The sequence below is a fragment of the Leifsonia sp. fls2-241-R2A-40a genome, assembly GCF_030209575.1.
Lineage (GTDB): Bacteria > Actinomycetota > Actinomycetes > Actinomycetales > Microbacteriaceae > Leifsonia.
Window position 1 is genome coordinate 2,556,190 of sequence record NZ_JARVRS010000001.1, and the last position, 25,384, is coordinate 2,581,573.

General features: G+C 71.9%; 25 protein-coding genes. 10 read left to right on the forward strand and 15 right to left on the reverse strand.

Features of this window, described 5'->3' with window-relative positions; genetic code table 11:
* The first annotated feature begins 52 nt into the window (after nucleotides 1-52).
* From sigJ to QRN40_RS12725, 5 genes are all read left to right on the forward strand, one after another.
* A complete protein-coding gene (gene sigJ, locus QRN40_RS12705) occupies nucleotides 53-979 on the forward strand; it encodes an RNA polymerase sigma factor SigJ (protein WP_285116029.1) in 927 nt (308 codons plus the stop codon).
* A gap of 97 nt (nucleotides 980-1,076) precedes the next feature.
* A complete protein-coding gene (locus tag QRN40_RS12710; RefSeq protein WP_285116030.1) occupies nucleotides 1,077-2,651 on the forward strand; it encodes a long-chain-fatty-acid--CoA ligase in 1,575 nt (524 codons plus the stop codon).
* A gap of 28 nt (nucleotides 2,652-2,679) precedes the next feature.
* A complete protein-coding gene (locus QRN40_RS12715; RefSeq protein WP_285116033.1) occupies nucleotides 2,680-3,513 on the forward strand; it encodes an aldo/keto reductase in 834 nt (277 codons plus the stop codon).
* A gap of 83 nt (nucleotides 3,514-3,596) precedes the next feature.
* Nucleotides 3,597-4,007, forward strand: coding sequence for a hypothetical protein (locus tag QRN40_RS12720; protein ID WP_285116034.1), 411 nt, complete (start codon nucleotides 3,597-3,599; stop codon nucleotides 4,005-4,007).
* A gap of 92 nt (nucleotides 4,008-4,099) precedes the next feature.
* On the forward strand, nucleotides 4,100-5,980 hold the full coding sequence (locus QRN40_RS12725; protein WP_285116035.1) for a thioredoxin domain-containing protein: 1,881 nt from the start codon (nucleotides 4,100-4,102) through the stop codon (nucleotides 5,978-5,980).
* On the opposite strand, the gene QRN40_RS12730 is transcribed toward QRN40_RS12725, so the two are convergent.
* The 4 genes from QRN40_RS12730 to QRN40_RS12745 all read right to left on the reverse strand — a co-directional run bounded on the left by QRN40_RS12730 (nucleotide 5,958) and on the right by QRN40_RS12745 (nucleotide 8,329).
* Complete coding sequence (locus QRN40_RS12730; protein WP_285116036.1) at nucleotides 5,958-6,569, reverse strand: dihydrofolate reductase family protein; 612 nt, start codon at nucleotides 6,567-6,569, stop codon at nucleotides 5,958-5,960. The genes QRN40_RS12725 and QRN40_RS12730 overlap by 23 nt on opposite strands.
* A gap of 13 nt (nucleotides 6,570-6,582) precedes the next feature.
* The gene (locus QRN40_RS12735) at nucleotides 6,583-6,918 is read right to left on the reverse strand and encodes a hypothetical protein (protein ID WP_285116037.1); all 336 of its coding nucleotides are present in this window, start codon (nucleotides 6,916-6,918) and stop codon (nucleotides 6,583-6,585) included.
* A gap of 177 nt (nucleotides 6,919-7,095) precedes the next feature.
* Nucleotides 7,096-7,989: an aminodeoxychorismate lyase gene (locus QRN40_RS12740; protein ID WP_285116038.1), complete on the reverse strand. Its 894-nt coding sequence runs from the start codon at nucleotides 7,987-7,989 to the stop codon at nucleotides 7,096-7,098.
* 64 nt (nucleotides 7,990-8,053) lie between these two features.
* A complete protein-coding gene (locus QRN40_RS12745; RefSeq protein ID WP_285116039.1) occupies nucleotides 8,054-8,329 on the reverse strand; it encodes an acylphosphatase in 276 nt (91 codons plus the stop codon).
* Between the two features lie 31 nt (nucleotides 8,330-8,360).
* On the opposite strand from QRN40_RS12745, the gene QRN40_RS12750 reads away from it, so the two are divergent.
* A complete protein-coding gene (locus QRN40_RS12750) occupies nucleotides 8,361-9,893 on the forward strand; it encodes a DUF7059 domain-containing protein (RefSeq protein ID WP_285116040.1) in 1,533 nt (510 codons plus the stop codon).
* 127 nt (nucleotides 9,894-10,020) lie between these two features.
* On the opposite strand, the gene QRN40_RS12755 is transcribed toward QRN40_RS12750, so the two are convergent.
* Nucleotides 10,021-10,521: a metallophosphoesterase family protein gene (locus QRN40_RS12755; RefSeq protein WP_285116041.1), complete on the reverse strand. Its 501-nt coding sequence runs from the start codon at nucleotides 10,519-10,521 to the stop codon at nucleotides 10,021-10,023.
* Nucleotides 10,522-10,568: 47 nt separating this feature from the next.
* Here QRN40_RS12755 and QRN40_RS12760 point away from each other — a divergent pair, with 47 nt between their 5' ends.
* On the forward strand, nucleotides 10,569-11,600 hold the full coding sequence (locus tag QRN40_RS12760; RefSeq protein WP_285116042.1) for an aldo/keto reductase: 1,032 nt from the start codon (nucleotides 10,569-10,571) through the stop codon (nucleotides 11,598-11,600).
* A gap of 106 nt (nucleotides 11,601-11,706) precedes the next feature.
* Here the strand turns inward: QRN40_RS12760 and QRN40_RS12765 are convergent, their stop codons facing one another.
* Together QRN40_RS12765 and QRN40_RS12770 are read right to left on the reverse strand one after the other, a co-directional pair.
* A complete protein-coding gene (locus QRN40_RS12765) occupies nucleotides 11,707-12,126 on the reverse strand; it encodes a WapI family immunity protein (protein ID WP_285116043.1) in 420 nt (139 codons plus the stop codon).
* Nucleotides 12,123-12,716, reverse strand: coding sequence for an NADPH-dependent FMN reductase (locus QRN40_RS12770; protein WP_285116044.1), 594 nt, complete (start codon nucleotides 12,714-12,716; stop codon nucleotides 12,123-12,125). Before QRN40_RS12770 ends, QRN40_RS12765 begins: the two co-directional genes overlap by 4 nt.
* Before the next feature lie 141 nt (nucleotides 12,717-12,857).
* On the opposite strand from QRN40_RS12770, the gene QRN40_RS12775 reads away from it, so the two are divergent.
* Nucleotides 12,858-13,124 (forward strand): hypothetical protein, encoded by a 267-nt coding sequence (locus QRN40_RS12775; RefSeq protein ID WP_285116045.1) that lies wholly within the window; start codon nucleotides 12,858-12,860, stop codon nucleotides 13,122-13,124.
* An 85-nt stretch (nucleotides 13,125-13,209) separates the two neighbouring features.
* Complete coding sequence (locus QRN40_RS12780; RefSeq protein WP_285116046.1) at nucleotides 13,210-16,131, forward strand: helix-turn-helix transcriptional regulator; 2,922 nt, start codon at nucleotides 13,210-13,212, stop codon at nucleotides 16,129-16,131.
* A gap of 6 nt (nucleotides 16,132-16,137) precedes the next feature.
* On the opposite strand, the gene QRN40_RS12785 is transcribed toward QRN40_RS12780, so the two are convergent.
* Nucleotides 16,138-16,584: a TraR/DksA family transcriptional regulator gene (locus QRN40_RS12785; protein WP_285116047.1), complete on the reverse strand. Its 447-nt coding sequence runs from the start codon at nucleotides 16,582-16,584 to the stop codon at nucleotides 16,138-16,140.
* A gap of 96 nt (nucleotides 16,585-16,680) precedes the next feature.
* On the opposite strand from QRN40_RS12785, the gene QRN40_RS12790 reads away from it, so the two are divergent.
* Entirely contained in the window at nucleotides 16,681-16,971 is a 291-nt protein-coding gene (locus QRN40_RS12790; protein ID WP_285116048.1) for a hypothetical protein, read from the forward strand.
* Between the two features lie 27 nt (nucleotides 16,972-16,998).
* On the opposite strand, the gene QRN40_RS12795 is transcribed toward QRN40_RS12790, so the two are convergent.
* The 7 genes from QRN40_RS12795 to QRN40_RS12825 all read right to left on the reverse strand — a co-directional run bounded on the left by QRN40_RS12795 (nucleotide 16,999) and on the right by QRN40_RS12825 (nucleotide 25,265).
* Nucleotides 16,999-17,487 (reverse strand): glutathione peroxidase, encoded by a 489-nt coding sequence (locus QRN40_RS12795; protein WP_285116049.1) that lies wholly within the window; start codon nucleotides 17,485-17,487, stop codon nucleotides 16,999-17,001.
* A gap of 49 nt (nucleotides 17,488-17,536) precedes the next feature.
* Nucleotides 17,537-18,922: an L-serine ammonia-lyase gene (locus tag QRN40_RS12800; protein ID WP_285116050.1), complete on the reverse strand. Its 1,386-nt coding sequence runs from the start codon at nucleotides 18,920-18,922 to the stop codon at nucleotides 17,537-17,539.
* 247 nt (nucleotides 18,923-19,169) lie between these two features.
* Nucleotides 19,170-19,988: an ABC transporter permease gene (locus QRN40_RS12805; protein WP_285116051.1), complete on the reverse strand. Its 819-nt coding sequence runs from the start codon at nucleotides 19,986-19,988 to the stop codon at nucleotides 19,170-19,172.
* Entirely contained in the window at nucleotides 19,985-21,001 is a 1,017-nt protein-coding gene (locus QRN40_RS12810; protein WP_285116052.1) for an ATP-binding cassette domain-containing protein, read from the reverse strand. Before QRN40_RS12810 ends, QRN40_RS12805 begins: the two co-directional genes overlap by 4 nt.
* Before the next feature lie 166 nt (nucleotides 21,002-21,167).
* Nucleotides 21,168-21,677, reverse strand: coding sequence for a Clp protease N-terminal domain-containing protein (locus QRN40_RS12815; RefSeq protein WP_285116053.1), 510 nt, complete (start codon nucleotides 21,675-21,677; stop codon nucleotides 21,168-21,170).
* On the reverse strand, nucleotides 21,670-21,909 hold the full coding sequence (locus QRN40_RS12820; RefSeq protein ID WP_285116054.1) for a helix-turn-helix domain-containing protein: 240 nt from the start codon (nucleotides 21,907-21,909) through the stop codon (nucleotides 21,670-21,672). The genes QRN40_RS12815 and QRN40_RS12820 overlap by 8 nt, the downstream gene beginning before the upstream one ends.
* Nucleotides 21,910-21,953: 44 nt before the next feature.
* On the reverse strand, nucleotides 21,954-25,265 hold the full coding sequence (locus tag QRN40_RS12825; RefSeq protein ID WP_285116055.1) for an ATP-binding protein: 3,312 nt from the start codon (nucleotides 25,263-25,265) through the stop codon (nucleotides 21,954-21,956).
* Between the last annotated feature and the right edge of the window lie 119 nt (nucleotides 25,266-25,384).

A 25,384-nucleotide genomic window follows, 5' to 3' on the forward strand; every position in this document is an offset into this window, starting at 1 on the left:
ATGTGAGGAGGATGCTCACACTCCCGCCCGCTGATCCGTCTTAATGGGTGTGATGGATGAGAACGCCAGCAGTCCCCCCGGGCCCGTCGACGACGCCGTGGTCGCCGAGCGCCGCCACTTGCTCGCCCTCGCCTACCGGATGCTGGGCACGGTGGCCGAGGCGGAGGACGCCGTTCAGGAGACGTACGCACGGTGGTACCGCCTCCCGGCCGACGAGCGCGAAGCGATCCTCTCTCCCGCCGCCTGGCTCACCCGTGTGGCGAGCCGGGTATGCCTGGATGTCCTCGGTTCGGCGCGGGCCCGCCGCGAGCGCTACGTGGGGCCGTGGTTGCCCGAGCCCGTTCCGTCGGACGCGTTCGCGGGGGCTTCGGCCCCGGAGGACCCGCTCGACCGGGTGACGCTCGACGACTCGGTGAGCATGGCGCTGATGCTCGTGCTGGAGGCGATGACGCCGGCCGAGCGCGTCGCCTTCGTGCTGCACGACGTGTTCGGGATGCCGTTCGACGAGATCGCCGAGACGGTCGGCCGCTCCCCGGCCGCGTGCCGCCAGCTCGCCGCCTCCGCCCGTCGGCGGGTGCGGGAGCACCGCGAGCGGGAGGTGCCGCGCGCCGAGCACGACCGCGTGGTGCAGGCGTTCGCGGCGGCCGCCGCGGGCGGCGACCTCGCGGCGCTGGTCCGCGTGCTCGACCCGAGGGTCGTCCTCACCGCCGATGGCGGCGGTGTCGTGAGCGCCGCCCGGCGCCCGGTCGTCGGGGCGGACAACGTGGCGCGTTTCCTCCTGGGACTGGCGGCGAAGTTCCCGCAGGTCGAGCTGACGCCGACCCCGCTCGCCGACGGCCTGGCGTTCGTGGAACGCCAGGCCGGCCGGGTCACCGGGGTCATGACGTTCGTGGTCGACGACGGCCGCGTCAGCCGCATCCGGATGGCCCGCAACCCCGACAAGCTGACGTTGTGGAACGCGCCCGCCGACGCGCCCTGACCGGTCGGCCGCTCCCGCCGTTGCCCTGCGCCCGCGCGTGACGTAGGTTCGCATCAACCCGGATCGGTTCCGGCGTCGACGAAGACGAGGAGAACCCATGAGTCACGGCTATGCCACCATGTCGGTCGCGAGCATCCTGGCGGAGACGGCGCATCGGATGCCCGACAACGTCGCTCTGATCTTCAACGGGCAGGAGATCCGCTACGGCGAGCTGTGGGATCAGACCAGGGCCTACGCCGGCGCCCTGCGCGACCTGGGCGTCGAGCCCGGCGACAAGGTGGCGCTCATGCTGCCGAACGTCCCCGACTTCCCTCGCGCCTACTACGCAGCGCTCGCCCTCGGAGCGGTGGTCGTCCCCGTGCACGCGCTGCTGAAGGCGGAGGAGATCGCCTACGTGCTCCGCGACTCCGGCGCCTCCGTGCTGATCTGCGCCGCGCCGCTCCTCGGCGAGGGCGCGCGCGGGGCGGGGCTCGCCGGCATCCCGACGCTGTCCGTGATGGTGCCCGACGAGCTGTGGGAGCAGGCGCCGTTCCCGCGGCTCGAGGAGCTGGCGGCGGCCGCCGAGCCGATCGACACCTACGTGCCGCGCGACCCGCTCGACACGGCGACCATCCTCTACACCAGCGGCACCACCGGCAAGCCGAAGGGTGCAGAGGGCTGTCACTTCTCTCTGGTCGAGCAGGTGAACGTCCTCCTCGTCGGGACACTCGACGTGACGCCCGAGGACCGCATCCTGGGCTGCCTGCCGCTCTTCCACACCTTCGGCCAGACCTGCGTCATGAACATGGGCTTCCGGGCGGGCGCCGCCATCGTGCTGGTGCCGAAGTTCGACCCCGCGACCGCGCTGCAGCTGCTGAACGCGCACGACTGCACGATCATGACCGGCGTCCCGACCATGTACATCGCGCTGCTGGAGGCCGCGAAGACCAACCCGGAGCGGCCGCCGCTGCGCTACGGCATGAGCGGCGGCGCGGCCATCCCGGTCGCCGTCATCGAGCGGATGAAAGAGGTCTACGGCATCGACGTGCACGAGGGGTACGGCTTGACCGAGACCTCGCCCGTCGCGTCGTTCAACCACCGCGGCCGGCCCACCCGGGTCGGCACGGTCGGCACGCCGATCTGGGGAGTGGATGTGGAGATCGCAGACCCCGAGGTGGACGACCGTATCGAGCTCCTGCCGCGTGGCGAGCTCGGCGAGATCGTCGTGCGCGGGCACAACCTGATGAAGGGGTACCTGAATCTGCCGGAGGCGAATGCGGAGGCGGTCGTCGACGGCTGGTTCCGCACCGGCGACCTGGGGACGAAGAGCGACGACGACTACATCACCATCGTCGACCGCAAGAAGGACATGATCGTGCGCAACGGCTACAACGTCTACCCGCGCGAGGTGGAGGAGGTGCTGTCGACGCATCCGGCTGTCGCCATGGTGGCCGTATTCGGCGTGGCGCATGAGACCCACGGCCAGGAGATCATGGCCGCCGTCACCCTCATGCCGGGCGGCGAGGCCGACCCCGAGGAGCTGGTGACGTTCGCGCAGGAGAAGGTGGCCGCGTACAAGTACCCGCGCCGCGTGGAGATCCTGGAGGCGCTGCCGCTCGGACCCAGCGGCAAGGTGCTCAAGCGGGAGCTCGTGGCGCGGTTCGAGAGCGAGGACGCGCAGGCGGTCGGCTGATCGCGAGCATCCTGGTACCGTGAGGAATATGGTTGCAAACGCAAATACTCCTCTTCTGACCCTGAACAACGGGACCACCATTCCGCAGCTCGGCTTCGGCGTCTTCAAGGTCGACCCGGCCGAGACGACCCGCATCGTCACCGACGCGCTCGAGGTCGGCTACCGCCACATCGACACCGCCGCCATCTACGGCAACGAGGAAGGCGTCGGCCAGGCGATCGCCTCGGCCGGCCTCCCGCGCGAGGAGCTGTTCGTCACCACCAAGCTGTGGAACGACCGCCAGACGGACGCCGAGGCCGCGTTCGACGAGTCGCTCGGCAAGCTGGGCCTCGACTACGTCGACCTGTACCTCATCCACTGGCCGACTCCGCAGAAGGACACCTTCGTGCAGGCCTGGAAGTCGCTGGAGAAGATCTACGCGACCGGTCGCGCCAAGGCCATCGGCGTCTCCAACTTCCTGGTGCCGCACCTGCAGAAGCTGCTCGCGGAGACGGACATCGTTCCCGCTGTCAACCAGATCGAGCTGCACCCGGCGCACCAGCAGCCCGAGGTGACCGCGTTCGCGCGCGAGCACGGCATCGAGATCGAGGCGTGGGGACCGCTCGGCCAGGGCAAGTACCCGCTGTTCGAGACGCCCGAGGTGTCGGGCGCGGCGGAGGCGCACGGCAAGACCCCGGCCCAGGTCGTCATCCGCTGGCACCTGCAGACCGGCAACATCGTCTTCCCCAAGTCGAACCGCCGGGAGCGGATGGCCGAGAACTTCGCCGTCTTCGACTTCGAGCTCACCGCCGACGAGGTCGCCGCGATCACGTCCCTCGAGCGCGAGGGCCGCGTCAGCGCCCACCCCGACGAGGTCAACTGACGCCTGCGCGCTCTGCGCGCCCACCAGGTGAGTCGGATGCGCGGGAGTCGGCCGGTGTCGCACCCCCGGGCTAGGCTCGTGGGGTGAGGATCACGACGGTCACAGGCAAGATCAGCTATATCGTCGGCGCGTTCGCGCTCATCCTCATCCTCAACGTCTTCGTGTTCGCGCGGCTGGTGAACCCAACCTTCGATGTGATGATCGTCGCGCTGCTGAACATCGCGTACGTGATCATCGGGGTCCGGACGTTCCGCGGCGCCGACGAGAACCGCACCGATCCCCGCCCCTGGTGGCGCGCCACGGCGCGTCCGGCGGCGGGCTACTGGATCGGCGCCGGCCTCGCGGTCGCCGCGTTCATCTCGTGCGTCGGAGCGCTGGCCAGCGATCCGGAGAACGCCGTCATCCCCGCGGTCGCGTGCATCAGCTACGCCGTGCTGGCGGCCTTCTACCTGAACTCCTCCATCCGGCTGCACGGGATGGACAGGGCCGGCTGACGACGCCGTGCCGGACCCCGACCACGGGCTCGCGGACCCGGCCCGCGTCCCTCGGGGCTTCCGTTCCCCCGGCCCAGTCGTAGGGTGAGCCCATGGCGAATCGGCTCGCGGACGCGATCAGTCCCTACCTCCGCGCCCACGCGGACAACCCGGTCGACTGGTTCCCGTGGGGTGCCGAGGCGTTCGCGGAGGCCCGGCGGCGCGATGCGCCCGTGATGGTGTCGATCGGCTACGCGACCTGCCACTGGTGCCACGTCATGGCGCGCGAGAGCTTCGACGACCCGGTCACGGCTCAGGAGCTCAACGATCGGTTCGTGGCGATCAAGGTCGACCGGGAGGAGCATCCCGACGTCGATGCCGCCTACCTCTCCGCCGCGAGCGCCTTCACCGGCAACCTCGGCTGGCCGCTCACGGTGTTCGCGACTCCCGACGGCAAGGCGTTCTTCGCCGGCACTTACTTCCCGCCGCAGCCGGTCGCCGGGCGCGCGTCGTTCCGCCAGGTGCTCGATGCGGTGTGGGATGCGTGGAGCGTCCGGCGCACCGAGGTGGAGTCGGACGCGGGGAAGGTGCAGCAAGCGCTCGCCGCCGCCGCGCAGGCCGCGACGGCGGTCTCCGACCTGCCCGGCGATGCTCAATTGGACGCCGCAGTCGCACAGTTGTCCGAGGCGGAGGACCCGGAGTTCGGCGGGTTCGGGAGCGCCCCGAAGTTCCCGGTCGCGCCGATCCTCGACTTCCTGCTCTCGCGCCCGGCCGGGCACGAGCTCGCGGCCCGCACCCTTCGGCGGATGGCCGAGTCGCCGCTGCGGGATGCGGTCGATGGCGGCTTCTTCCGTTACGCCACCCGGCGCGACTGGAGCGAGCCGCACTACGAGCGGATGCTGTACGACAACGCGCAGCTGCTCGACGCCTACGCGCGAGCCTGGCAGCAGACCGGCGAGGAATGGGCGGAGCGGACCGCGGACGGGATCGCGTCGTTCCTGCTCGGCGTGCTGCGTCAGCCGTCCGGCGGGTTCGCCTCGGCGCAGGACTCGGAGAGCACGATCGACGGCGCCCGGGTCGAAGGCACGTACTACACGGTGACGGCGGCCGAGCGCGCGCAGCTCGACCCGCCACCGATCGACGCCAAGGTGCTGACCGGCTGGAACGGCTTCGCCATCGGCGCGCTGGCGCAGGCGGGACGCATCCTGAACCGCCCGGCGTGGATCACCGCGTCGCGGCAGGCGGCGGATGCGGTCCTGAGCCGGCATCGCCGCGACGACGGGACGCTGCTGCGCGCCTCCCTCGGCGACCGGAGCTCCGAGGCCGGTGCGACGCTCGAAGACTACGGCGGACTGGCGGCCGGCCTGCTGGAGTTGGCGCTCGCCGCCGGCGATCCTTCCGCTGCGGCGTCGGCCCGCGACCTCGTCGACCTGTGCCTGGACGCGGCGGGGGAGGGAACCTGCCCGTTCGAGACGCCCGGCGGCGGCGACCCGGTGCTGGAGGCGACCGGCTTGGCCGTCCGGGTGGACCCGTCGGAGGGCGCGTATCCGTCGGGCCTCAGCTCGATGGCCCAGGCGGCGCACACGCTCTACCTGCTGACCGGCGAGCGCCGGTACGAGCGGGCGGCCCGCGAGGGGATGCGACTGGTCGCGGCCCAGGCGCTGCAGGTGCCGAGTGCGTTCGGCACGTCGCTCGCGCTCATGTCAGGGCTCGCAGGCGAGGCCGAGCAGCTGGTCGTGGTGCTGCCGGACGCCGCGCCCGACGACGAGCCCGCCACCGCATCCGCTCTCCTGGCCGCTGCCCGCCGGCACAGCGCCGCACTGGTCGCGCTGGCGACCGAGTCGGAGGCCGCCGCGTTCGCCGCCGACGGCTTCGAGCTGTTCGACGGCCGCACGACCCGGGACGGCCTCCCCACCGCCTACCTCTGCCGCGAGTTCGTCTGCCGCCTCCCGGCGACCACCCCGCAGGAGCTCAGCGCAGCACGCGGTACGTGAGGTGGGCGACCTCCGGCGTGACCCGCTCGCGCACCAGCTCCAGTTCCAGTGACGGGACGCGGTCGAAGACCCGCTCGCCCGCACCCAGGGTGATCGGGACGATGTGGAGCCTCAGTTCGTCGACGACTCCCGCCCACAGCGCCTGGTTGAGGGTCTCCGCTCCGCCGGCGATCGACACGTCGGCGTCGCCCGCGATCGCGCGTGCCTGCTCCACCGCCGAATGGATGCCGTCGGTCACGAACGTGAAGGTGGTGCCGGTCAGCGCCAGCGGCTCCCGCTCGTAGTGGGTGAGCACGAACACGGGCGCGTGGTACGGCGGCTCGTCGCCCCACCAGCCGCTCCAGTCGCCGAGCGGCTCCCCGGGGGCCGGCCACTCGTGCCGTACCGGGCCGAACATGTTGCGGCCCATGACATAAGCGCCAGCGGCCGTGATGGCGTCGATCTCCTCCGCGTGCGCGTCGGCGTACTCGAACATCCACGTGTGCAGGCGCCCGTCGACGCCCTCGCCCATCGGCTGCTCCAGCGACTGGTTGGGACCGGCGGCGAAGCCGTCGAGCGAGATGCCGATGTCTGCAGTGACGATACCCATGCCCGAAGGGTAGTCAGGCGCGCTCGACCTTGTCGAGCATCCCCCAGACCGCTTCGCTGAGTTCGGGATGTTCGAGCGCGATGCGGCGCAGGACGCCGTACTCGAAGCGCGTGAACACCTCGCGGCCCGCGGAGGGATGGTGTGCTCGCGACTGTTCCTCGGCGAGGTCGAACGCCTCGATCGCTCCGGCGCGGAGGGCGATGACCACCTGCTCGTCGACGCTGGGGAGGTCGGGGATGAACTGCCACGGGTCTTCTCCCGCACGGCAGCGGTGCTCGATGATCGCGGAGAGCTCGTCGCGCGCCTGCTGACGCAGCAGCTCGATGCTGCGGGGCACCTGATGGGTCATCTCGCGCCCTCCTTCCCCGGGTCGTGGACGGGCTCTGTGCCGTTCGCGCGGCCTCCCTCGCCCGCGCGGTGCGTTCAGCCTAGGCGGTGCCGCCGACAGCACGCCAATCGGGGTGCAACGATTCGTCTAGGTGTCGATCGCGCGCCGATCCCGCGTCGCCCGCCCGTCGCCCGCGGGTCACTCCGTGCGGGCCAGCAGGTACGCGTTGAGGTCGGCGGTGAGGGCAGCATCCACCGGGTATTCACGTCCGTCGAGGTGCGTGATCGGCGCGGCCTGGCGGACGCTGGAGACCAGCCAGAGTGCGTCCGCGGCGACGACGTCGTCGAGGGTGAGCGGCGCGAACTCCGTCTGCAGCCCGCGCTGCCGGAAGAAGTCGAAGACCGCCGCCTGGGTGGTCCCGGCGAGGATGCCCTGGTCGGTGTTCGGCGTGCGCACCACGCTGTCGCTCAGCGTCACCACGTTCGAGGTGGGGCCCTCCAGCGCGTACCCGTCGGTGCTCACGAAGAGGACGTCGTCGGCGCCGCGGCGGACCGCCTCCCGCTGCGCCGCCCGGTTGATCGCATAGGACAGCGTCTTGGCGCCGGCGAGCAGCCACGGCGAGGTCTCGGCGACGTCGTGCCGCAGGCCGCGGTCGAGCGTGACCACGCGGATGCCGAGCCGCGCCTGCGAGAAGTCCTCGCCCTGGTCGACGAACAGCCAGCCGCTGGGGCGGCCGGAGCCCTCCACGCCGCGGCTGTAGACGAGCTTCGCGTAGAGCTCCGCATCCCCGTCGCCGTTGCGGTTCAGGTAGTCGGCGACCCCGGCGCGCACGGCCTCGCGCCAGACATCGAGCGCGGGCGCAGGGAGGTCGAGCAGCTCGGCCGAGTGGGCCAGCCGGGCGAGGTGCGGTTCGAGCGCCTGCGGATGCCCGTGGATGACGGCGATCGTCTCGAAGACGCCGTCGCCTCGGGTGACCGACAGGTCGGTGACGCGCACCTGGGGCGCGTCGAAGTCGGAGACCGTGAAGCCGGGGTCGCCGGACTCGGGGGTGCCGGTCGGCGTGGTCAGGGTGAGGAGGGTCGCGCGCGTCATGCGACCATTCTGCACGCGTGGGTGCGAGCGCGGGGGTCCGTCGGCAGAAACGGCCGTCGAGCGGTCAGGCGGTCTCGCGGATCCGGAACGCGTCGTCGCCCTGCGGCTGGGTGTCGGACACGTGGATGCCCGCGACAGTCGCGCCGGGAGGCCCTGTGCGCAGCCAGTCCAGCATCCGGTCCACCTGCTCCGGCTCGCCTTCGACCTCGGCCTCGACACTCCCGTCGGCCCGGTTGCGCGCCCAGCCGGTCACGCCGAGCCGGTGCGCGGCCTCGCGCGCGCTCCAGCGGAAGCCGACGCCCTGGACGTCACCGGTCACGATCGCTCTCTTGCGGATCACAGCCCCATTCTGCCCCTGCTTCAATGGAGGGATGAGCGAACCCGCCGTGCCCGCAGCCGAACGCATCCCCGACCTCCGGTCGGACCTGGTCTCGGCCGGGTTCACGGTCGACGCGCTGACGGCGCTGTGGGGTGCCGACGCCGCGGAGGCGCTGCATCGCGGGCAGCGTGTCCCGGCCGAGCGGGCGCTGGCCCGGCGGGCGCCGTCGCCCCTCGCGACGCTGACCCGGCTGTTCGTGCTGGCGCGGCCCGTTCCCGCGTCCGAGGCCGCCGCAGCGCTCCCGTCCCTCGGGGTGGACGGCGCGCAGGCCCTCGGCCTGCTCACCGTCGACGACGCGGGCTCCGTGACCGCCGCCGTCGACCTCCGGCCCTACGCCTTCGTGGATGCGGCCGGTCCGGCCGAGTGGTGGATCGTCTCCGACCTCGGCGAGGTCGCGCTCGGCCACGCTCTCCCGGAGGATCACGTGCTCGGCGTCGGAGGCGCCTCCCTCACCCTCAGCGGCCTCATGCTGCAGACGCCCGTCGACAGCGCCCTCGACCTCGGCACCGGATGCGGCATCCAGGCGATGCACGCCGCCCGGCACGCGCGACGCGTCGTCGCGACCGACATCTCGGTGCGCGCTCTCCGGCTCGCGGCGCTCAACTCCGCCCTCAACGAGATCGACGGCGTGGAGCTGCGGCTCGGCAGCATGTTCGAGCCCGTCGCAGGGGAGCGGTTCGACCACATCGTCTCCAACCCGCCGTTCGTGATCACGCCGCGCGCGGAGGGCGTCCCCTCCTACGAGTACCGGGACGGCGGGATGGTCGGCGACGGCCTCGTCGCCTCCTTCGTGAGTGGATGCGGCGAGCACCTCACCGACGGCGGCGTCGCGCAGCTGCTCGGCAACTGGGAGTACCGCGGCACCGGCGACGGACTCGACCGGGTGCACGACTGGGCGGACGCCTCCGTCGCGCCGCTGGACGCGTGGGTGATCGAGCGAGACGCCGAGGACGCCGTGCGCTACGCCGAGACGTGGATCCGCGACGGCGGGACGCGCCCCGGCTCGCCGCAGTTCGAGCGGCTCCTCGACGCCTGGCTCACCGATTTCGAGACGCGGGACGTCCGCTCCGTCGGCTTCGGGTACCTGCTGCTCCGGCGGACGGCCGACGTGCCGACGCTGCGCCGGTTCGAGCGGCTGCACGGCTCGCTCGGGGCGAACGAGGCGGGGCTCGGGGTGCACCTGGGGGAGGCGCTCGCCGCCCACGACCTGCAGGCGGCGCTCACCGACGGCGAAGTCGGCCGCCTGCGGCCCGTCGTTTCCGGCGATGTCACCGAGGAACGGCACCTGTGGCCCGGCGCGGACGCCCCGACGGCGATCCTTCTCCGGCAGGGCGGCGGCTTCGGACGGGTGATCTCGGCGGACACCGGCCTCGCGGCCCTCGTCGGCGCGTGCGACGGCGAGCTCTCGGTCGCCGCAATCGTGGGCGCCCTGGCGCAGCTGCTGGAGGTCGACGAGGCGGCGCTCGCCCGCGAACTCCTGCCCGCCGTGCGTGCGCTGCTGGTGGACGGCTTTCTCCGCGCCTGAGGCCGCCCGCCGCTCCGCGGGGCAGCGATTTGGCGCAAATCGTGGCTCTGCGCCCGCGAGAACCGCGATCTGGCGCCAATCGTCACCGTCCACCGCCGACGGGTCACCGGGTCACAAAGTCACGGAGTCACGGGCGGGGGACGGGGACGAGCGCGACGTCCGTCAGCCGGCCCTCCGCGACCTCCGCCGTCAGGTACGTGCACACGGGCTGACGCCGTCTGTCCGTCGGCGAACCGGGGTTGAGCAAGCGGAGGCCGTGCGGCGAGGCGGTGTCCCACGGGATGTGCGAGTGCCCGAACACGAGCACATCCGTGTCGGGGAAGTCCCGATCGCAGCGCAGCTCGCGCCCGGTCGCCGGTCCCGTCTCGTGGACCACCGCGAAGCGGACGCCGTCGAGCTCGACCCGCGCCACCTCCGGCAGCCGCCGGCGCAGCTCGGGGCCGTCGTTGTTCCCGTAGACGCCGACCAGGCGTCGCGAGCGCTCCTCCAGGAGGTCGAGAGTGGCCGCATCCACCCAGTCACCGGCGTGGATGACGACGTCGGCCGCATCCATCGCCGTCAGCACCTGGGCCGGCAGCGACCGGGCGCGCTTCGGGACGTGCGTGTCGGAGATCAGAAGCAGCTTCACGAAGCCACACAGTACGCAAACCCGCGGGACGGGGCTACTTTCGCGCTATGGACCTACGCAACCTCGGAAACAGTGGAACGATCGTGTCGGAGTTCGCCCTCGGCACCATGACCTTCGGTGCGGAGGCCGACGAGCAGACCTCCCACGCCATCCTCGAGCGCTACCTGGAGCGCGGCGGCAACCTCGTCGACACGGCCGACGTGTACTCGGCCGGCACCTCGGAATCGATCATCGGCCGCTGGCTCGCCCGCAACCCCGGACGCCGCGACGGGATCGTCATCGCCACGAAGGGACGGTTCCCGATGGGGGGCGGACCGAACGACCTCGGCCTGTCGCGGACGCACCTGCGCACCGCGCTCGATGCGTCCCTCCGCCGGCTCGGCGTCGACCACATCGACCTCTACCAGATGCACGCGTGGGATGCGCTGACACCGATCGAGGAGACCCTGCGGTTCCTCGACGACGCCGTGCGGGCGGGCAAGATCTCGTACTACGGCTTCTCGAACTACCTCGGCTGGCAGCTGACCAAGGCGGCGCAGGTCGCGCGCGCGAACGGCTGGGCGCCTCCCGTCACCCTGCAGCCGCAGTACAGCCTGATCGTGCGCGGGATCGAGCACGAAGTGGTGCCGGCGGCGCTGGATGCGGGCGTCGGGCTGCTGCCCTGGTCGCCGCTCGCGGGCGGCTGGCTGAGCGGCAAGTACCGGCGCGACGAGGCGCCGACCGGTGCGACGCGCCTCGGCGAGAACCCCACCCGCGGCATGGAGGCGTGGGAGGCACGCAACGCCGACCCGCGCACGTGGGAGATCATCGACGCGGTGGATGCGGTGGCGAAGGAGACCGGCGCCTCCCCATCGCAGGTGTCGCTGGCGTGGCTGAGCGACCAGCCGGCGGTGACGTCCGTCATCCTCGGTGCCCGCACGGTCGAGCAGCTGGAGGACAACCTGGGCGCCGCCGACCTCGACCTCACGGACGATCAGCGGAAGCGGCTGGAGGAGGCGAGCGCGCCTCGCACGGACATCTACCCCTACGGCGAGCAGGCCGTGCAGCAGCGCCACCGCAAGCCCGAGGGCGGCCGCTGACCGTTCCCGCAGTGGCCGCCTGGCCGCCGAGCACAGGGAAACCGTCGCCCTCTGGCCCGAATACGCGACCGAAACCCTGTGCTCGGCGGCCAGGCGTACGGCGCGACTAGGGGAGGGCGTCGAGTTCGCGGATGAAGGTGCGGGCGGCGGACGTGACGGCCTCCTGCGTGGTGCGGAGGCCGACCACGACGTCGGCCGTGCGGTCGTCGGCGGCGAGCATCCGCAGCAGCGCTATGCGGAGTTCCACAGTGCCGCCCGGGATGCGGTGGCCGCTCATCGACACGACGTTGGAGGCGAAGGTCAGCGACGTCCACTCGTCGGCGGCGGCCGTCGCATCCTGGGCGATCCCGGCCAGCCACGCGGCAAGATCACGCGCCTCGGCTCCGGTGAGGCAGGCCTCCGTGAGGGTCCAGTGCCGCTCGCCGTCGTCGACCACGGCATCCACGACCACCCGGTCGCCGTCCGCCAGCTTTCCGGACGGCCGCAGCTCGACGCTGCGGCCGCCTTGCTCGTCCTGCAGTCTCACGATGGGCTCGGGACCACCGTCAGCACGCGCTCGATGTACTCGAAGAAGGAGTTCATGAAGCCGCGGAGGAACTCCTCCGTGCCGGGGTCGGTCACCGTGCCGTCCGGCTCGATGAGTCCGGGCCGCATCCAGATGTACGCCTCGGGTGCGTTCATCTGTGGGGCCTGCAGGAAGCTGAGGATGCTGCGCAGGTGCTGCTGGCCGACCGCCGTCCCGATCTGGCCGGGCGACGCGCCGATCACCGCCGTCGCCTTGCGCGCGATCACGTTCTCGCCGTAGGGCCGGCTCGCCCAGTCGATCGCGTTCTTCAGCGCACCCGGGATGGAGCGGTTGTACTCCGGCGTGATGAAGAGCAGCGCATCCTGCTCGGCGACCATCGCCTTGAAGTCGCGTGCCTCCGGCGGGAAGGCGCCGTCGAGGTCCCGGTTGTAGAGCGGCAGGCCGCCGATCGGGATCTCGGTGAAATGCAGGTCCGACGGCGCGAGCCGGAGCAGGGCCTTCGAGAGCGTGCGGTTGACCGACTGCGTGGAGAGGCTGCCCACGAAGTAGCCGACCGTGTACGGGGGCTGGAGTTCGTTGATCGTCGCCATGGTTGCAATGCTGCCCCCAGCCCTCGGCGGAGTGAAGCCCCTTATCCGTCGTCGTCCGATCGGAATAGGGCATCTTCCCGATGCCTGGCGGGTGCCTTAGCGAGAAGGCTGAAGTCATCGCAGGAGAAGGGGAACGAGATCATGATGATCGAGGAATTCGTGGACTTCCGGGTACGGGCCGGTGACGCGGTGCGCGAGCAGCGCGAGCGCGAGCAGGCACGTCGGGTGGAGTCGGAGCGGGCGGGCACGCAGCGAGCGGGGTCGCGGCACCACTGGTTCCGCGGGGCGGCATCGCATGGGCAGGAGGCGGTCTCCGCCGCCGTTCCGGAGCCGGTCGGCGCCCGTCCCGCCGGGACACCGTCGGACGCGCCGGCGCCGGAGCGGGAGCTCGCTCACGCCGCGCGGTGACCTCTCCGCCGCTTCGTCGTCTGTCGACGGCGAAGCGGCGGAAACGATGCGTTCGGATGTCGGTGGCGGGTGGCACGATGAGGTCATGCGAACAGCGGGGGCGAGCACCACTCTGGTCGGGCGGGCGTCCGATCTGGAGGCGCTGAACGACGCGCTCCGCGCGGCCGTTGCGGGCGATCCGCAGGCCGTGGTGATCGGCGGCGAAGCGGGAATCGGCAAGTCCCGGCTGCTGGAGGAGTTCCTCGCCGCGAACGGATCGTCCGCCACGGTGCTTCTCGGCCGCTGCGTCGACCTGGGAGACGACGGCGCGCCCTACGCGCCGTTCGCCGCGGTGCTCCGCCGTCTGATCCAGACGGTCGGACTCGACCGGGTGCTGGAGGCGGCCGGGTCGGGGGCCGGCGTGCTGTCGGCGTTGCTGCCCGAGCTGGCGGACGAGTCCGCCGTGCCGCCTCGCACGGGCGCCGAGCGGCTCTACGAGCTGGTCACGGTGCTGCTCGAGAAGGTGTCGTCCGATCGCCCGGTGATCCTGGCGATCGAAGACCTCCAGTGGGCCGACCGGTCGACGCTCGAGCTGCTGCGCTTCATCGTGCGGATGGCCGAGGGCGGCCGGTTGCTCGTCGTGCTGACCTACCGGAGCGACGAGGTGCCCCGCGGGCATGTCCTCCGCTCGTGGCTGCCCGAACTCGACCGCACCCGGCGGGTGACCCGCTGGGAACTGGCGCGGCTCGATCAGGCGCAGGTCGCCGAGCTGGTGGAGCAGCTGCTCGGCCGGTCGCCTGACGAGGAGTCCTTGCAGCGGGTGACGTCGCTCAGCGAGGGCGTTCCGTTCTTCGTCGAGGAGCTGGTGGGCATCGACGGCCTGCGTTCCGGCGACGACCTGCCCGAGACGCTCCGGGAGCTGGTGCTCACCCGGTACGAACGACTGAGCGACCCGGCGCAGCGCCTGCTGCGCGTCCTCGCCGCCGGTGGCGTCTGCGTGACGCACGACCTGCTGGCGGCCGTGTTCGAAGGCTCACCGGACGAGTTGGATGCGGCGGCGCGCGAGGCCATCACCTCCAGTCTGCTCGCAGCCGACTCGACCGAGTACTCGTTCCGGCACGCGCTCGTGCGCGAAGCCGTCCACGCCGACCTGCTGCCGGGTGAGCGCACGCGGTTCCACACGCGGTACGCCGAGGCGCTCGAGGGGAGTCCGCAGCGCTCCGCCGTGCAGCTGTCCGCGCACTGGCTGGCCGCGCACGACGTGCGCCGCGCCTTCCTCGCCTCGCTGGAGGCGATGGAGGAGGCCAAGCGCTCCTACGCCTACGCCACCGTCGCCGCGATGGGCGACCGGGTGCTCGAACTCTGGGACAGCGTCCCCGACGCCGAGACGCTCAGCGGCCGCGACCGCGTCGCGGTCATCGCGCGGACGGCATCCGCCCTGCGCAATGCCGGCAACAACGAGCGTGCCCTCGCCCTCGTGGAGGTGGCGCTGGCCGAGACGGACGACCTCACGCCGGCCCGCCGTGCCCGGCTGCTCCGCGACAAGGCGCAGTACCTCGCCAACGTGAACCGCCCCGGGAGCGCGGCTCTGCTGGAGGAGGCGCTCGAGGTGGTTCCGCCGGAGTCGGCGCGTCCGGGTGATCCGTTGCGCCCGCAGTTGCTGACCGAACTCGCTGCGCAGCGGATGCTCGCGGGCTCCTTCGGCGCGGCGATCGAGACGGCACGTGCGGCGATCGCCGAGGCCGAGCAGGCGGCTCCGCCGATGCGTTCGATCGCGCACAACATCCTGGCCGCCTCGCTCATCGAGTACGGCGACATCGACGAGGGGTTCGCCGAGTTCGAGATCGCGGGCGACCTCGCGGCGGGCGACGCGGGAGCGACCCTGCGCTACGCGGTCAACGCCTCCGACGCGCTCAACTCGGTCGGGCAGTACGCGGCCGCGGTCCGACTCGCTGAGTTCGGCCTGGACCGCGCCCGGGAGCGCGGCGTGGAGCGCACCTCGGGTGTCTGGCTCGCCGCCAACACCGCGGAGCCCCTGATCGCCCTCGGCCGGTTCGAGCGCGCGGAGGAGATGCTGCGCATCGCACTGGGCTCCGACGACCGGACCGGGGTCACCGCCCAGTTGCAGCGCGCCCGCCTGTGGGTCTGGCACGGCCAGCCGCAGCGGGCGGATGCTCTGCTGCGACGCCTGCGCACCCCGCTGCGGGCCCTGGCGGAACTCGAACAGCAGACCCGGCTGACGCTCGCCCGGGTCGCCGCCGAGGTGGCGATCGCGCTGGGCGACTACGACCGCGCCTGGGCCGAGACCCGGGGCCTCGGCGCCCCGCCCTTCCGGTCGATGCCCGGCTACGACCTCCCGGTTCTCGCGGCCGCATCCCGCGCTCTCGCCGAGCTGGCCATGCGCGGCGTGGACCCCGAGACCGACATTCTGGACGTGGAGGCGGAGGCCCGACGGCTCGCGGACGTGCTCGAACCGCTGCGCACGTGGCCGACCGCGACCGTATGGGCGCCGCTCATCGACGCGGAGCTGACCACCGCGCGGGCGGCCGCCTCGCCGTCCGCCGACCGAGCCGAACGGTACGCCGAGTCCGTGGCCGCGTGGGAGCGCGCCACGGTCGCCGCCGTGGATGCGGTCGCGCCGGTCCACGTCCGGCCGTACGCCCTCCTGCGGGCCGCGCGGGTCGCTCTCGCCGCCGGCGACCGGACCCGGGCCGAGGTGCTGACCGCACAAGCGCGCACGCTGGCGGAGGAGGGCGGCATCCTGCTGCTGGTGGAGGCGGCGGATGCCCTCTCCGCCCAGCCCGTGGGACGCTCGGCGTCGGCCGCGACCGCGCAGGGACAGCCGCTGACCGAGCGCGAGGAGCAGGTGCTCGCCCTCATCGAGCAGGGCCTGAGCAACAAGCAGATCGGCGAACGGCTCTACATCAGCGCCAAGACCGCCAGCGTGCACGTGTCTAGCATCCTGCGCAAAGTGGGCGCCTCGAGTCGCACGGAAGCGGTCTACCGCGCGTCGCGTCCCGTGCCCTGACCCGGTTCAGCTCTCGACGGCGACCGCGCAGCGGATGCACAACTCGGCGGTCGGCCGCGCCCGGAGCCGGTCGACGCCGATCGCCTCGCCGCAGCGCAGGCACACGCCGTAGGTCCCCGCGGCGATCCGGCCGAGTGCCGCATCCACCGCCACGATGTCGTGCGCCGAGTCCGACCGCAGCGCCTGCAGCCTGCTCCACTCCGACGACAGCGTCGGACCCTCCGGGTCGTGCTCGTCGTCAGCGGTCGACTCCGACCGCGACGCGAGCAGCACGCCCAGCGACTCCGCCATCCGTTGCGCCTCGGCCACGTCGCCGCGGCGCCGTTCGTGCAGCATCGCCTCCAGCTCGTCGAGCTCGTCGGCGGTGAGGACATCCACGTCTCTCACCACTGTCAGCTCTTCCGTCGCCGGCTCGTACGACCGCATCCGTTCGTCCATCCGTGCTTCGTGCATCAGTGCATCCTCTCCGATCCCCCGACCGCGCCTGATCCCGGTCAGGGTACGCCTCCCCGCCCCGATCCGGGCGAACGACTCGCGTAGGCTCAGCGGGTGCCCTCCTTCCGCGTGATCGTCGCCGTCGGCCGTCTGAAGCCCGGAGTGGACCCGCAGACCGTCGAGCCGGCAGCCGCCGCGGCGGCCCGCGAACTCACCGTCGTGGAAGCGTCGACCATCGACGTGGTCTCCGGCGAGGCGCGCATCACCGTCCGCTTCACAGCGGACTCGCCCCGCACCGCGCTGCGCGTCGCCGAGCACACCGTCGCCCGAATCCGCACGCTCGCGGAGACCGGCGCGTGGCGGCTCACCGAGCGCGTCGGCGGGCGCTGGTTCCGCCGGGCCTGACGAGCCGGCGGAACGCGGAGCGCCGTGTCACGCCACCGCGGGCAGCGACTCCTCGATGAGGCCGACGATCGCCGGGTCGTCCGGCTCGGTCTGCGGGCGGAAGCGGTGCACCACTCCGTCGGGCGTGATGACGAACTTCTCGAAGTTCCACTTCACGCGCCCGGCCTTGCCTTCGGCATCCGGCGACTTCGTCAGCTCCTGGTAGAGCGGATGCGCGTTGCGGCCATTCAGCTTGACCTTCTCCATCATCGGGAACGTCACGCCCCAGGTGGTGGAGCAGTACTCCTTGATGGCGTCGGTCGAGCTCAGCTCCTGCAGGAACTGGTTGCTCGGGAAGCCGACGACGGTGAAGCCACGGTCTCCGTACGTCGTCTGCAGTTCCTCGAGCTTCTCGTACTGCGGAGCGAGTCCGCAGCGAGAGGCGACGTTGACGACGAGGATGACCTGGTCCGCGTAAGCGGAGAGGGTGGTCTGCTCGCCGTCGATGGTGTGGAAGGGGATGTCCATCACGGTCATGATCGCAGCGTATTGCGCTTCTCTCCGAAGCGCCTCGGAATCCGCGCTGTCAGCACTCGATGACGTTGACGGCCAGACCGCCTTCGCTGGTCTCCTTGTACTTGGTGGACATGTCCATCCCGGTCTGCCGCATCGTCTCGATCACGGTGTCGAGCGACACCAGGTGCGATCCGTCGCCGTGCAGTGCCAGGCGCGCGGCGGAGACGGCGGTGGACGAGGCGATCGCGTTGCGCTCGATGCACGGGATCTGCACCAGGCCGCCGACGGGGTCGCAGGTGAGGCCGAGGTGGTGCTCCATCGCGATCTCGGCCGCGTTCTCCACCTGTCGCGGCGTGCCGCCGAGAACCGCGCACAGCGCGCCGGCCGCCATGGCGCACGCCGAACCGACCTCCGCCTGGCAACCGCCCTCGGCGCCGGAGATCGAGGCGTTCGCCTTGAACAGGGAGCCGATCGCGGTCGCGGTCAGCAGGTACTGGCGGATGCCCTCGGCCGACGCTCCCGGGACGAAGCGGAGGTAGTAGTGCGCGACCGCGGGGACGATGCCCGCGGCGCCGTTGGTCGGGGCCGTCACCACGCGGCCGCCGGACGCGTTCTCCTCGTTCACCGCGAGGGCGAAAGCGTGCAGCCACTCGAGCGCGGTGGCGCGTCCGGGGTCGTCCTGCACGGACTCGAGGTGTTCGCGCATGCGGGCGGCACGGCGCCACACGCCCAGCCCGCCCGGCAGCGTCCCCTCGCCGGAGAGGCCGCGCGCGACGCACTCGGCCATCGCCTCCCAGATCAGGTCCAGGCGCTCCCGGGTGGCGTCCTCGCCGTGCAGCGCGACCTCGTTGCGGCGCGCGACCTCGCAGATCGGGATGCCGTCGCGGTCGCAGAGGGCGATGAGTTCGGCCGCGCTGTCGTAGGGGAGCGGATGGGCGTGCCGCGCCGCGAGGTCGGCCTCCTCGCCGTCGCGCCGGATGAACCCGCCGCCGATCGAGTAGTACGTCTCCTCGAGGAGGGGCAGCGGCGACCGCTCGCCTGCTGCATCCCGTCCCCACGCGCGCAGCGTCAGCGCGTTGGGGTGGCCGGGAAGGCGCGTCCGCGGCTCGAAGGCGATGTCGTCCTTCGACAGCGGGATGCTGCGCCGGCCGGCGAGCAGCAGCGTCGCCCCGGGTAAGAGCTCCGACCAGGCGCCGCGCACGTCCTCGGGGCGGCAGGTCTCCGGCTGCAGTCCGCGGAGGCCCGCGATGACCGCATCCGGCGTCCCGTGCCCGATCCCCGTGGAGCCGAGCGATCCGTAGAGCGTGCAGGTGACCTGGTCGACCCGGTCGAGCATCCCCTGGTCGTCGAGGCGGGCGGCGAACACGGCGGCGGCCCGCAGGGGTCCGACAGTGTGCGAACTCGAAGGACCGATGCCGATCGAGAACAGGTCGAAGGCCGAGACGTACGCTGTCACCCTTCCAGTGTATGTCGCCGGTGGCGCCGCATTTCGGCGTCGGTCCGCGCATCCGCGCACGGATCGCGCTCGGATGCCCCCGCTCGCGCGCCGAGTTGCGACATCATGTCGCAATTCGCCACGTTTTCGCGCATCCACTCACCACTCGATCGGGAGGCGGGCGGGGAAGACGGGCGGCGCGCACAGAGCGGCCGCCGCATCCCTCCGCAGGATGCGGCGGCCGCCGCTCACGTGACCCGGGACCGGGTCAGGCCTTCCGCATGTACGCCCGCACGGTGAGCGGGGCGAACACCGCGACGATCACGGCGGCGCCGGCCAGGGCGATCCATCCGTCTACGCCGAAGGTGCCGTTATTGGCGAGATCGCGGACCGCGGTGACGAGGTGCGATACGGGGTTGATATTGACGAACCATTCGAGCCAGCTCGGCAGGGTGGTGGGCGAGACGAACGCGTTCGAGAAGAACGTCAACGGGAACAGCACCAGGAACGAGATGCCCTGCACGGAGCCCGCGGTGCGGGCGATCACGCCGAAGAAGGCGAAGATCCAGCTGATAGCCCAGGCGCACGCGATGACGAGAAGGGCCGCCAAGACCACGTAGCCCAGTCCCGCCGCGGGCCGATAGCCCATGAAGAAGCCGACGACGAAGGTGATCGTCGTGGCGATCGTGTACCGCAGCGTGTCTGCGAGCAAAGCGCCGGACAGCGGGGCGATTCGGGCGATCGGGAGGGACTTGAAGCGGTCGAACACGCCCTTGTCCATGTCCTCACGCAGCTGGACGCCTGTGACGACCGAGGTGGTGATCACCGTCTGTACGAGGATTCCGGGAATGAGTTGGGGAAGGTACGCCTCGACGCTTCCTGCTAGAGCCCCGCCGAACAGGTAGGCGAACATGACGGTGAAGATGATCGGCTGCAGCGTCACGTCGAACAGCTGCTCGGGCGTCCGCTTGATCTTCAGCAGACCGCGCCGCGCCATGGTGAGCGTGTTCGCGAGCGTCTGGCTGATGCTGACGTGGTTCTTGAGCCGTCGCTCGGACGGCGGGGTGATGGTGGCGATGGCGCTCATGCCCGGACTCCTTCCACAGTCTCGGCCTTCTCTTCTTCTGTGGACTTCTCGTCCGCCGTTTCCTCTTCGACGCCGTGGCCGGTGAGGGTGAGGAACACCTCGTCGAGCGTGGGTTTCTGCACGGACATCTCCTGCAGGTGGATGCCGGCTTCGCGGAACGTGATGAACAGGTCGGTCACGACATCCGGGTCGCGCATCGGGGCCGTGAGGCGCGAGCCTTCCGGCGAGACCACCGCATCCACGCCGAGCACCGTCTGGATGGCGCGGCGCGCGTCCTCGATGTCGGCCGGGTCGGCCAGTCGCAGCTGCAGCGACGATTCGCCGACCGAAGCCTTGAGCTCGTCGGCGGTGCCCTCGGCGACGACGCGACCGCGGTCGATGACCGCGATGCGGTCGGCGAGCTGGTCGGCCTCGTCGAGGTATTGCGTCGTCAGCAGCACCGTGGAGCCGGTGGCGACCAGGCGGCGGATGGTGTCCCACATCTGGGAACGCGTCCGCGGGTCGAGGCCGGTGGTGGGCTCGTCGAGGAAGATCAGCGGCGGCTGCGCGATGAGGCTGGCGGCCAGGTCGAGGCGGCGGCGCATGCCGCCGGAGAACTTTTTAAGCGGGCGCCTGGCCGCATCCGTGAGCCCGAACTCCTCGAGCAGCTCCGCGGTCTTCCGCTTCGCCTCGCGGCCGCCGAGGCCGAGCAGGCGCGAGAAGATCATGAGGTTCTCGTTGGCGGACAGCGTCTCGTCGACGGAGGCGAATTGGGCTGTGACGCCGATCAGCTGGCGGACGACCTGCTGCTCCTTGCGCACGTCGTGGCCGAAGATGAGGGCCTCGCCGGCGTCCGGCTTGAGCAGGGTGGCGAGCATGGAGATGGTGGTGGTCTTGCCGGCCCCGTTGGGGCCGAGGACGCCGTAGACGGCGCCGGCGCGGACGGTGAGGTCGACGCCGTCGACCGCACGGTTGTCGCCGAAGGTCTTGACGAGCCCGTGGGCTTCGACCGCCCATTCGGAGCTGCGAGTCATGATGGTCCTTTCCTGGTGGAAACGGTGATGTTCCGAGCGTGCCGGGGCGCGCTTACATCGCACTTACGTCGCGCTTACAGCGGCCGGGAGCCGGTGTAAGCGCATGTGAGCGGGCGTAAGCGGGTGGATGCGGCGGTGCGGCCCGGCGGTCGCTCAGGCCGTACGGTCAGGCCGCGTGCCGGGCGGACGCCAGCACGGCCGGCCGGTCGACACCGGCGATGGTGAGTGCGCGGGGGAGCGTTCCGAGCTCGAGTCCCATCAGCGCGGTCAGCAGGTCGAGCTCGGTCGTGCGCTGGCGGTGGTTGGCTGTGCCGACGCGGTGCGCCCGCGTGAGCGCCTCCTTGAAGGACGCCCCCCAGCGCGGCCGCGCCACGCGGGTCGCGGCCGTCAGTCGCTCGGCGGGAGCGGGAGTGACGCCGGCGACGCGCAGGCTGGCCGCGCGTTCGCCGTCGAGGGCGGCCCCGAGTCCGTCCGGGTCGAGTCCGGCGCCCGCGAGCGCCGAGCGGATGGGTGCGCTGCCTTCCCGGGACAGCGCGAGCAGCACATGCTCGGCCTCGACCAGAGTCGAGTTGCGGAGCTGGGCCTCGGTGATGGACCGGACGACGAGTGCGCGCAGCGCGCGCGACAGCGGCTGGCCGGGCACGTTCGCCGTGCCGTTGTGGTGGATGTCAGACATTGCGTCTCCTCAGTTCGATCCCGGCGGCGGCCACGCGGCGCAGGTGCTTCTTGTGGACCGCCTGCCGGGTGATTCCGAGCGCGTCGGCGATCTGCGTCCAGGTCCACCCCTCGCGGAGCGCGCGCTCGACCTCGGCGTCTTCGAGCCGGTCGGCGAGTTCGCGGAGCGCGACGACGGCAGCGAGACCGTCGGCGACGCCTCCGACCGGGTCCGGGAACGGTGTGGGGTTCATGCAAGCAACTATAGTTGCTTAATTAGACTTGTCAACCGAAGTTGCTAAGTGGTCGGCACCCTACCGCGCACATCGGAGAGCAGCGCGAGCCCGCGGGTCACCGCGTCCTCCGGGGCGAGCGTCGCGACCTCCGCGAGGGCGGCATCCAGCCGGTCCCGGCCCCAGGCTTCGGCGATGCGTGCCGCGAGCGCGTCGCGGTGCAGGCTCGCGACGTCCTGGCGGGCGTTCGCGCGCCCGGCGAGAGCGAACAGCGACAAGCCGGATGCGACCCAGCCGTCGCGGTGGCGCTCCGCGGCCGTGCGCGGGTCGAGCATCCACGCCGCATAGCCCACCAGGCCGGAACCGATCACGGGCCGGTCGACGTAGGGCGGGTTGATCCGTGCGTTCACGAGCGTGCGCATGCGCAGCGCAGCGGCTGCCGCATCCGTCTCGGCCCAGTCGACGATCTCGGGACTCTCGGCATGCACCCGCAGCCGCGCGACCAGTGCCGCGGCACCGAGCATCGTCAGCCACGGATTGAGCGCGGCGCCCCGAGAGATCGGTGCGTCCTGGAAAGCGGCGAGCGCCTGGCCGTAGAGCCGGACGGCCTCGGCGTGGTCGCCCTCGGCCAGGGCGATCTCCGCCATCCCGGCGTACCCGATCGCGTAGTAGTCGGCGTAGTCGAAGCCGGTCCGGTCGACCTCCACCGACAGGTACCGCTCCCGCAGCCGTCGGCCGCGGGCGGTGTCGCCGCTCGAGATCGCATTGATGGCGATGAGCCAGTCGAGCTGCCGGAGGTCGCCGTCCGCCTGCAGCAGGGCCATCTGGTCGTAGGCCCGCTGCGCCCACTCCAGGGCCTCGTCGGGATGCGCGAGCTGGCTGTGCGACTGGGCCAGCGACTGCGCCGACGACGCCAGCGACCATGCGTCGCCTGCGGCCTGCGCGTTGGTCCATGCCTTCGTGCCCGCCGCGAGCGCAGCGTCCAGGTCGCCCGCGTTCTCGCGCATCTGCGCGGTCAGCAGGTTGCCCATCGCGGCACGCTCCGGGTCGCTCGACGCCGCGTACTCGCCCAGCAGTGCGAAGCCCTCCTCCGCGCGTCCCGCGTGCAGCACGAGGGCGGCGAGCGCGTCCAGTCGCGGGTCCGCGAACGGCTCGGTGCGGCGCATTCGGCGCAGGCGGGAGATCGCCCGGGCGGAGGTGCGCAGGTCGACGAAGAGGAAGGTGCCGCCGATGACGGTGTAGCAGGCGGCGACGGCCTCGCGCAGCTCGCCCGTGGGCTCCCAGCCCTTCAGCGCCTCCATCATCGGAGCGCCGAAGCCGAGCACCTCGGAGTGGGCACTGCGCAGCGACCAGTAGTAGGAGAGGGCGGCGAACACGACGGCCGCGGTGTCGGTCCGCCCGTCGTCGAGGGCCGAGCGCAGCACCGCCACGAGGTTGTCCTGCTCGGCGGTCACCCGCTGGAAGGTCGGCACCTGCTCGCGCCCGTGCATGGTCGTCAAGGCGTCGCGGCTGAACGAGACCGCCCAGGCGTCCATCCCGGCCACGACATCGTCCTGCTCGCCGGCGGCCACGAGCTCGCGGTCGCCGAACTCGCGAACGGTCTCCAGCATCCGGTAGCGCAGCAGCCCGGTGGTGCGGTCCTCTGTCACGGCCACCAGCGACTGCGCGACCAGCGCATCCAGATCGTCCAGCACGGAGGGTGCGCCGCTGCCGGCGACCGCCTCGGCCGCGTCTGCGCTGAAGCCGTCCGGGAAGTGCGACAGCCTTCGCAGCAGCGCCTGCTCGGAGGTGCCGAGGAGGTTCCAGCTCCACTCGATCACCGCGAGCAGGGTGCGGTGGCGCTCGGGTGCGGTCCGCTCGCCGCCGGTGAGCAGGACGAAGCGGTTGCCGAGCCGGCGCTCGATCTCGTCCACCGAGAGGGAGCGGGTGCGCGCCGCGGCGAGCTCGATCGCGAGGGGGACGCCGTCCAGCCGGTCGCACAGGCGGGCGACGACCTCGAGGGGCAGCACGGCGCCGGGACGCGCGGCACGGGCGCGTTCGACGAACAGTGCCACCGCCGGCCCGTACTGCGCATCGCTCAGACGCCCCGCCTCCCCGTCGGTGCTCTTCAGCGAGTCGAGCGGGTAGACGCGCTCGGCGCCGATCGCCAGGGGCGCGCGGCTCGTCGCCAGCACGCGGACGTTCGTGGTGGAGTCGAGGATGTCCTGCACGAAGGCGGCCGCAGCATCCACGATGTGCTCGCAGTTGTCGACGATCAGCAGGGTCTCCCGCTCGGACAGCAGGCCCAGGATGCGCGAGCGCAGGTCGAGCTGCGCACCCGGATCGGTCGGGCGCGCGGCCCGCGCCTCGCGGATGCCGAGCGTGGAGGCGAAGGCGAGCTCCACATCCTCGCCGCTGCGGACGCTCGCCAGCTCGACCACGATGACGGCGGGCGTGTGCAACGCGCGGTTGCCGACCTCCTGGGCGAGCCGAGTCTTGCCCAGGCCGCCTGCGCCGAGGATGGTCGTCAGCCGCGAGGTGGCCACGAGGTCCTCCACGGCCTGCAGGTCGTACTCGCGGCCCACCAGCGCGTTGGGCGCCGAGCGCAGGCCGACGCGGACACGCCGCGGCGCGCTGGGCCGCTCCTGCTCGTCGGAGGCCAGCAGCTCGGCGTTCAGCGCCACCAGCTCCGGCCCCGGGCGCGTGCCCAGCCGGTCCAGCAGCGCTTCCTTGAACTCGGCGAAGGCGAGCAGCGCATCGCTGCGGCGACCGGCGTCCGCGAGGCTGCGCAGCTGCTCCCGCCGGACGGTCTCGTCGAGCGGGCGGCGCTCGAGCAGCGGCTGCAGGTCGCTCAGCGCGTCGGCGGGGTGGCCGCCCGCCCGCCGGGCCCGGGCTCGCGCGAGGAGCAGATCGTCGTAGAGCGCGGCCGCGGTGCGATTGAGCGCATCGGCGAGCGGCGTGCCGCCCAGCTCGGCGCCCGGTTCGCCGCGCCACAGCGCAAGACCGGCGGACGCCTCGGTTTCTGCGGCAACGGCGTCGCCCGAGCGGAGCGCGGCAGCGGCCCGTTCGAGCGCCCGACGGGCGAGACCGAGGTCGGTCTGCTCGGGAGGGACGGCCAGCGTGTACCCGCTCGGCGTCGACTCCAGCAGCCCGTCGGCGCTGGTGGTCCGCACGCGCGACACGAGCGTCTGCAGGGCCGCGCGTTCCTGGCGGGGCGGTGCGTCGTCCCACAGGTCCTCCACGAGGGAGGGGACCGTCGCGACCCCGCGGGCCAGCACCAGCGCCACGATCAGGCTCTTCCCCAGGGCACCGGCCGGCTCGGTCAGCGCGCCGGCGCGGTCCTCCACCAGCACGGGGCCGAGCACGGCGACGCGGGGTGGCGGAGGGGCGGACTGCACGGGCCGATCTTAGCCAGTGCCGCTGACGCCGGGAGGATGCTCACAGCAGCGAACCGGCGCGAACCGGCGCGAACGAGGGCGACCGTATCCCATCCCGTGCCGACTCCGTGCCGCGTAGG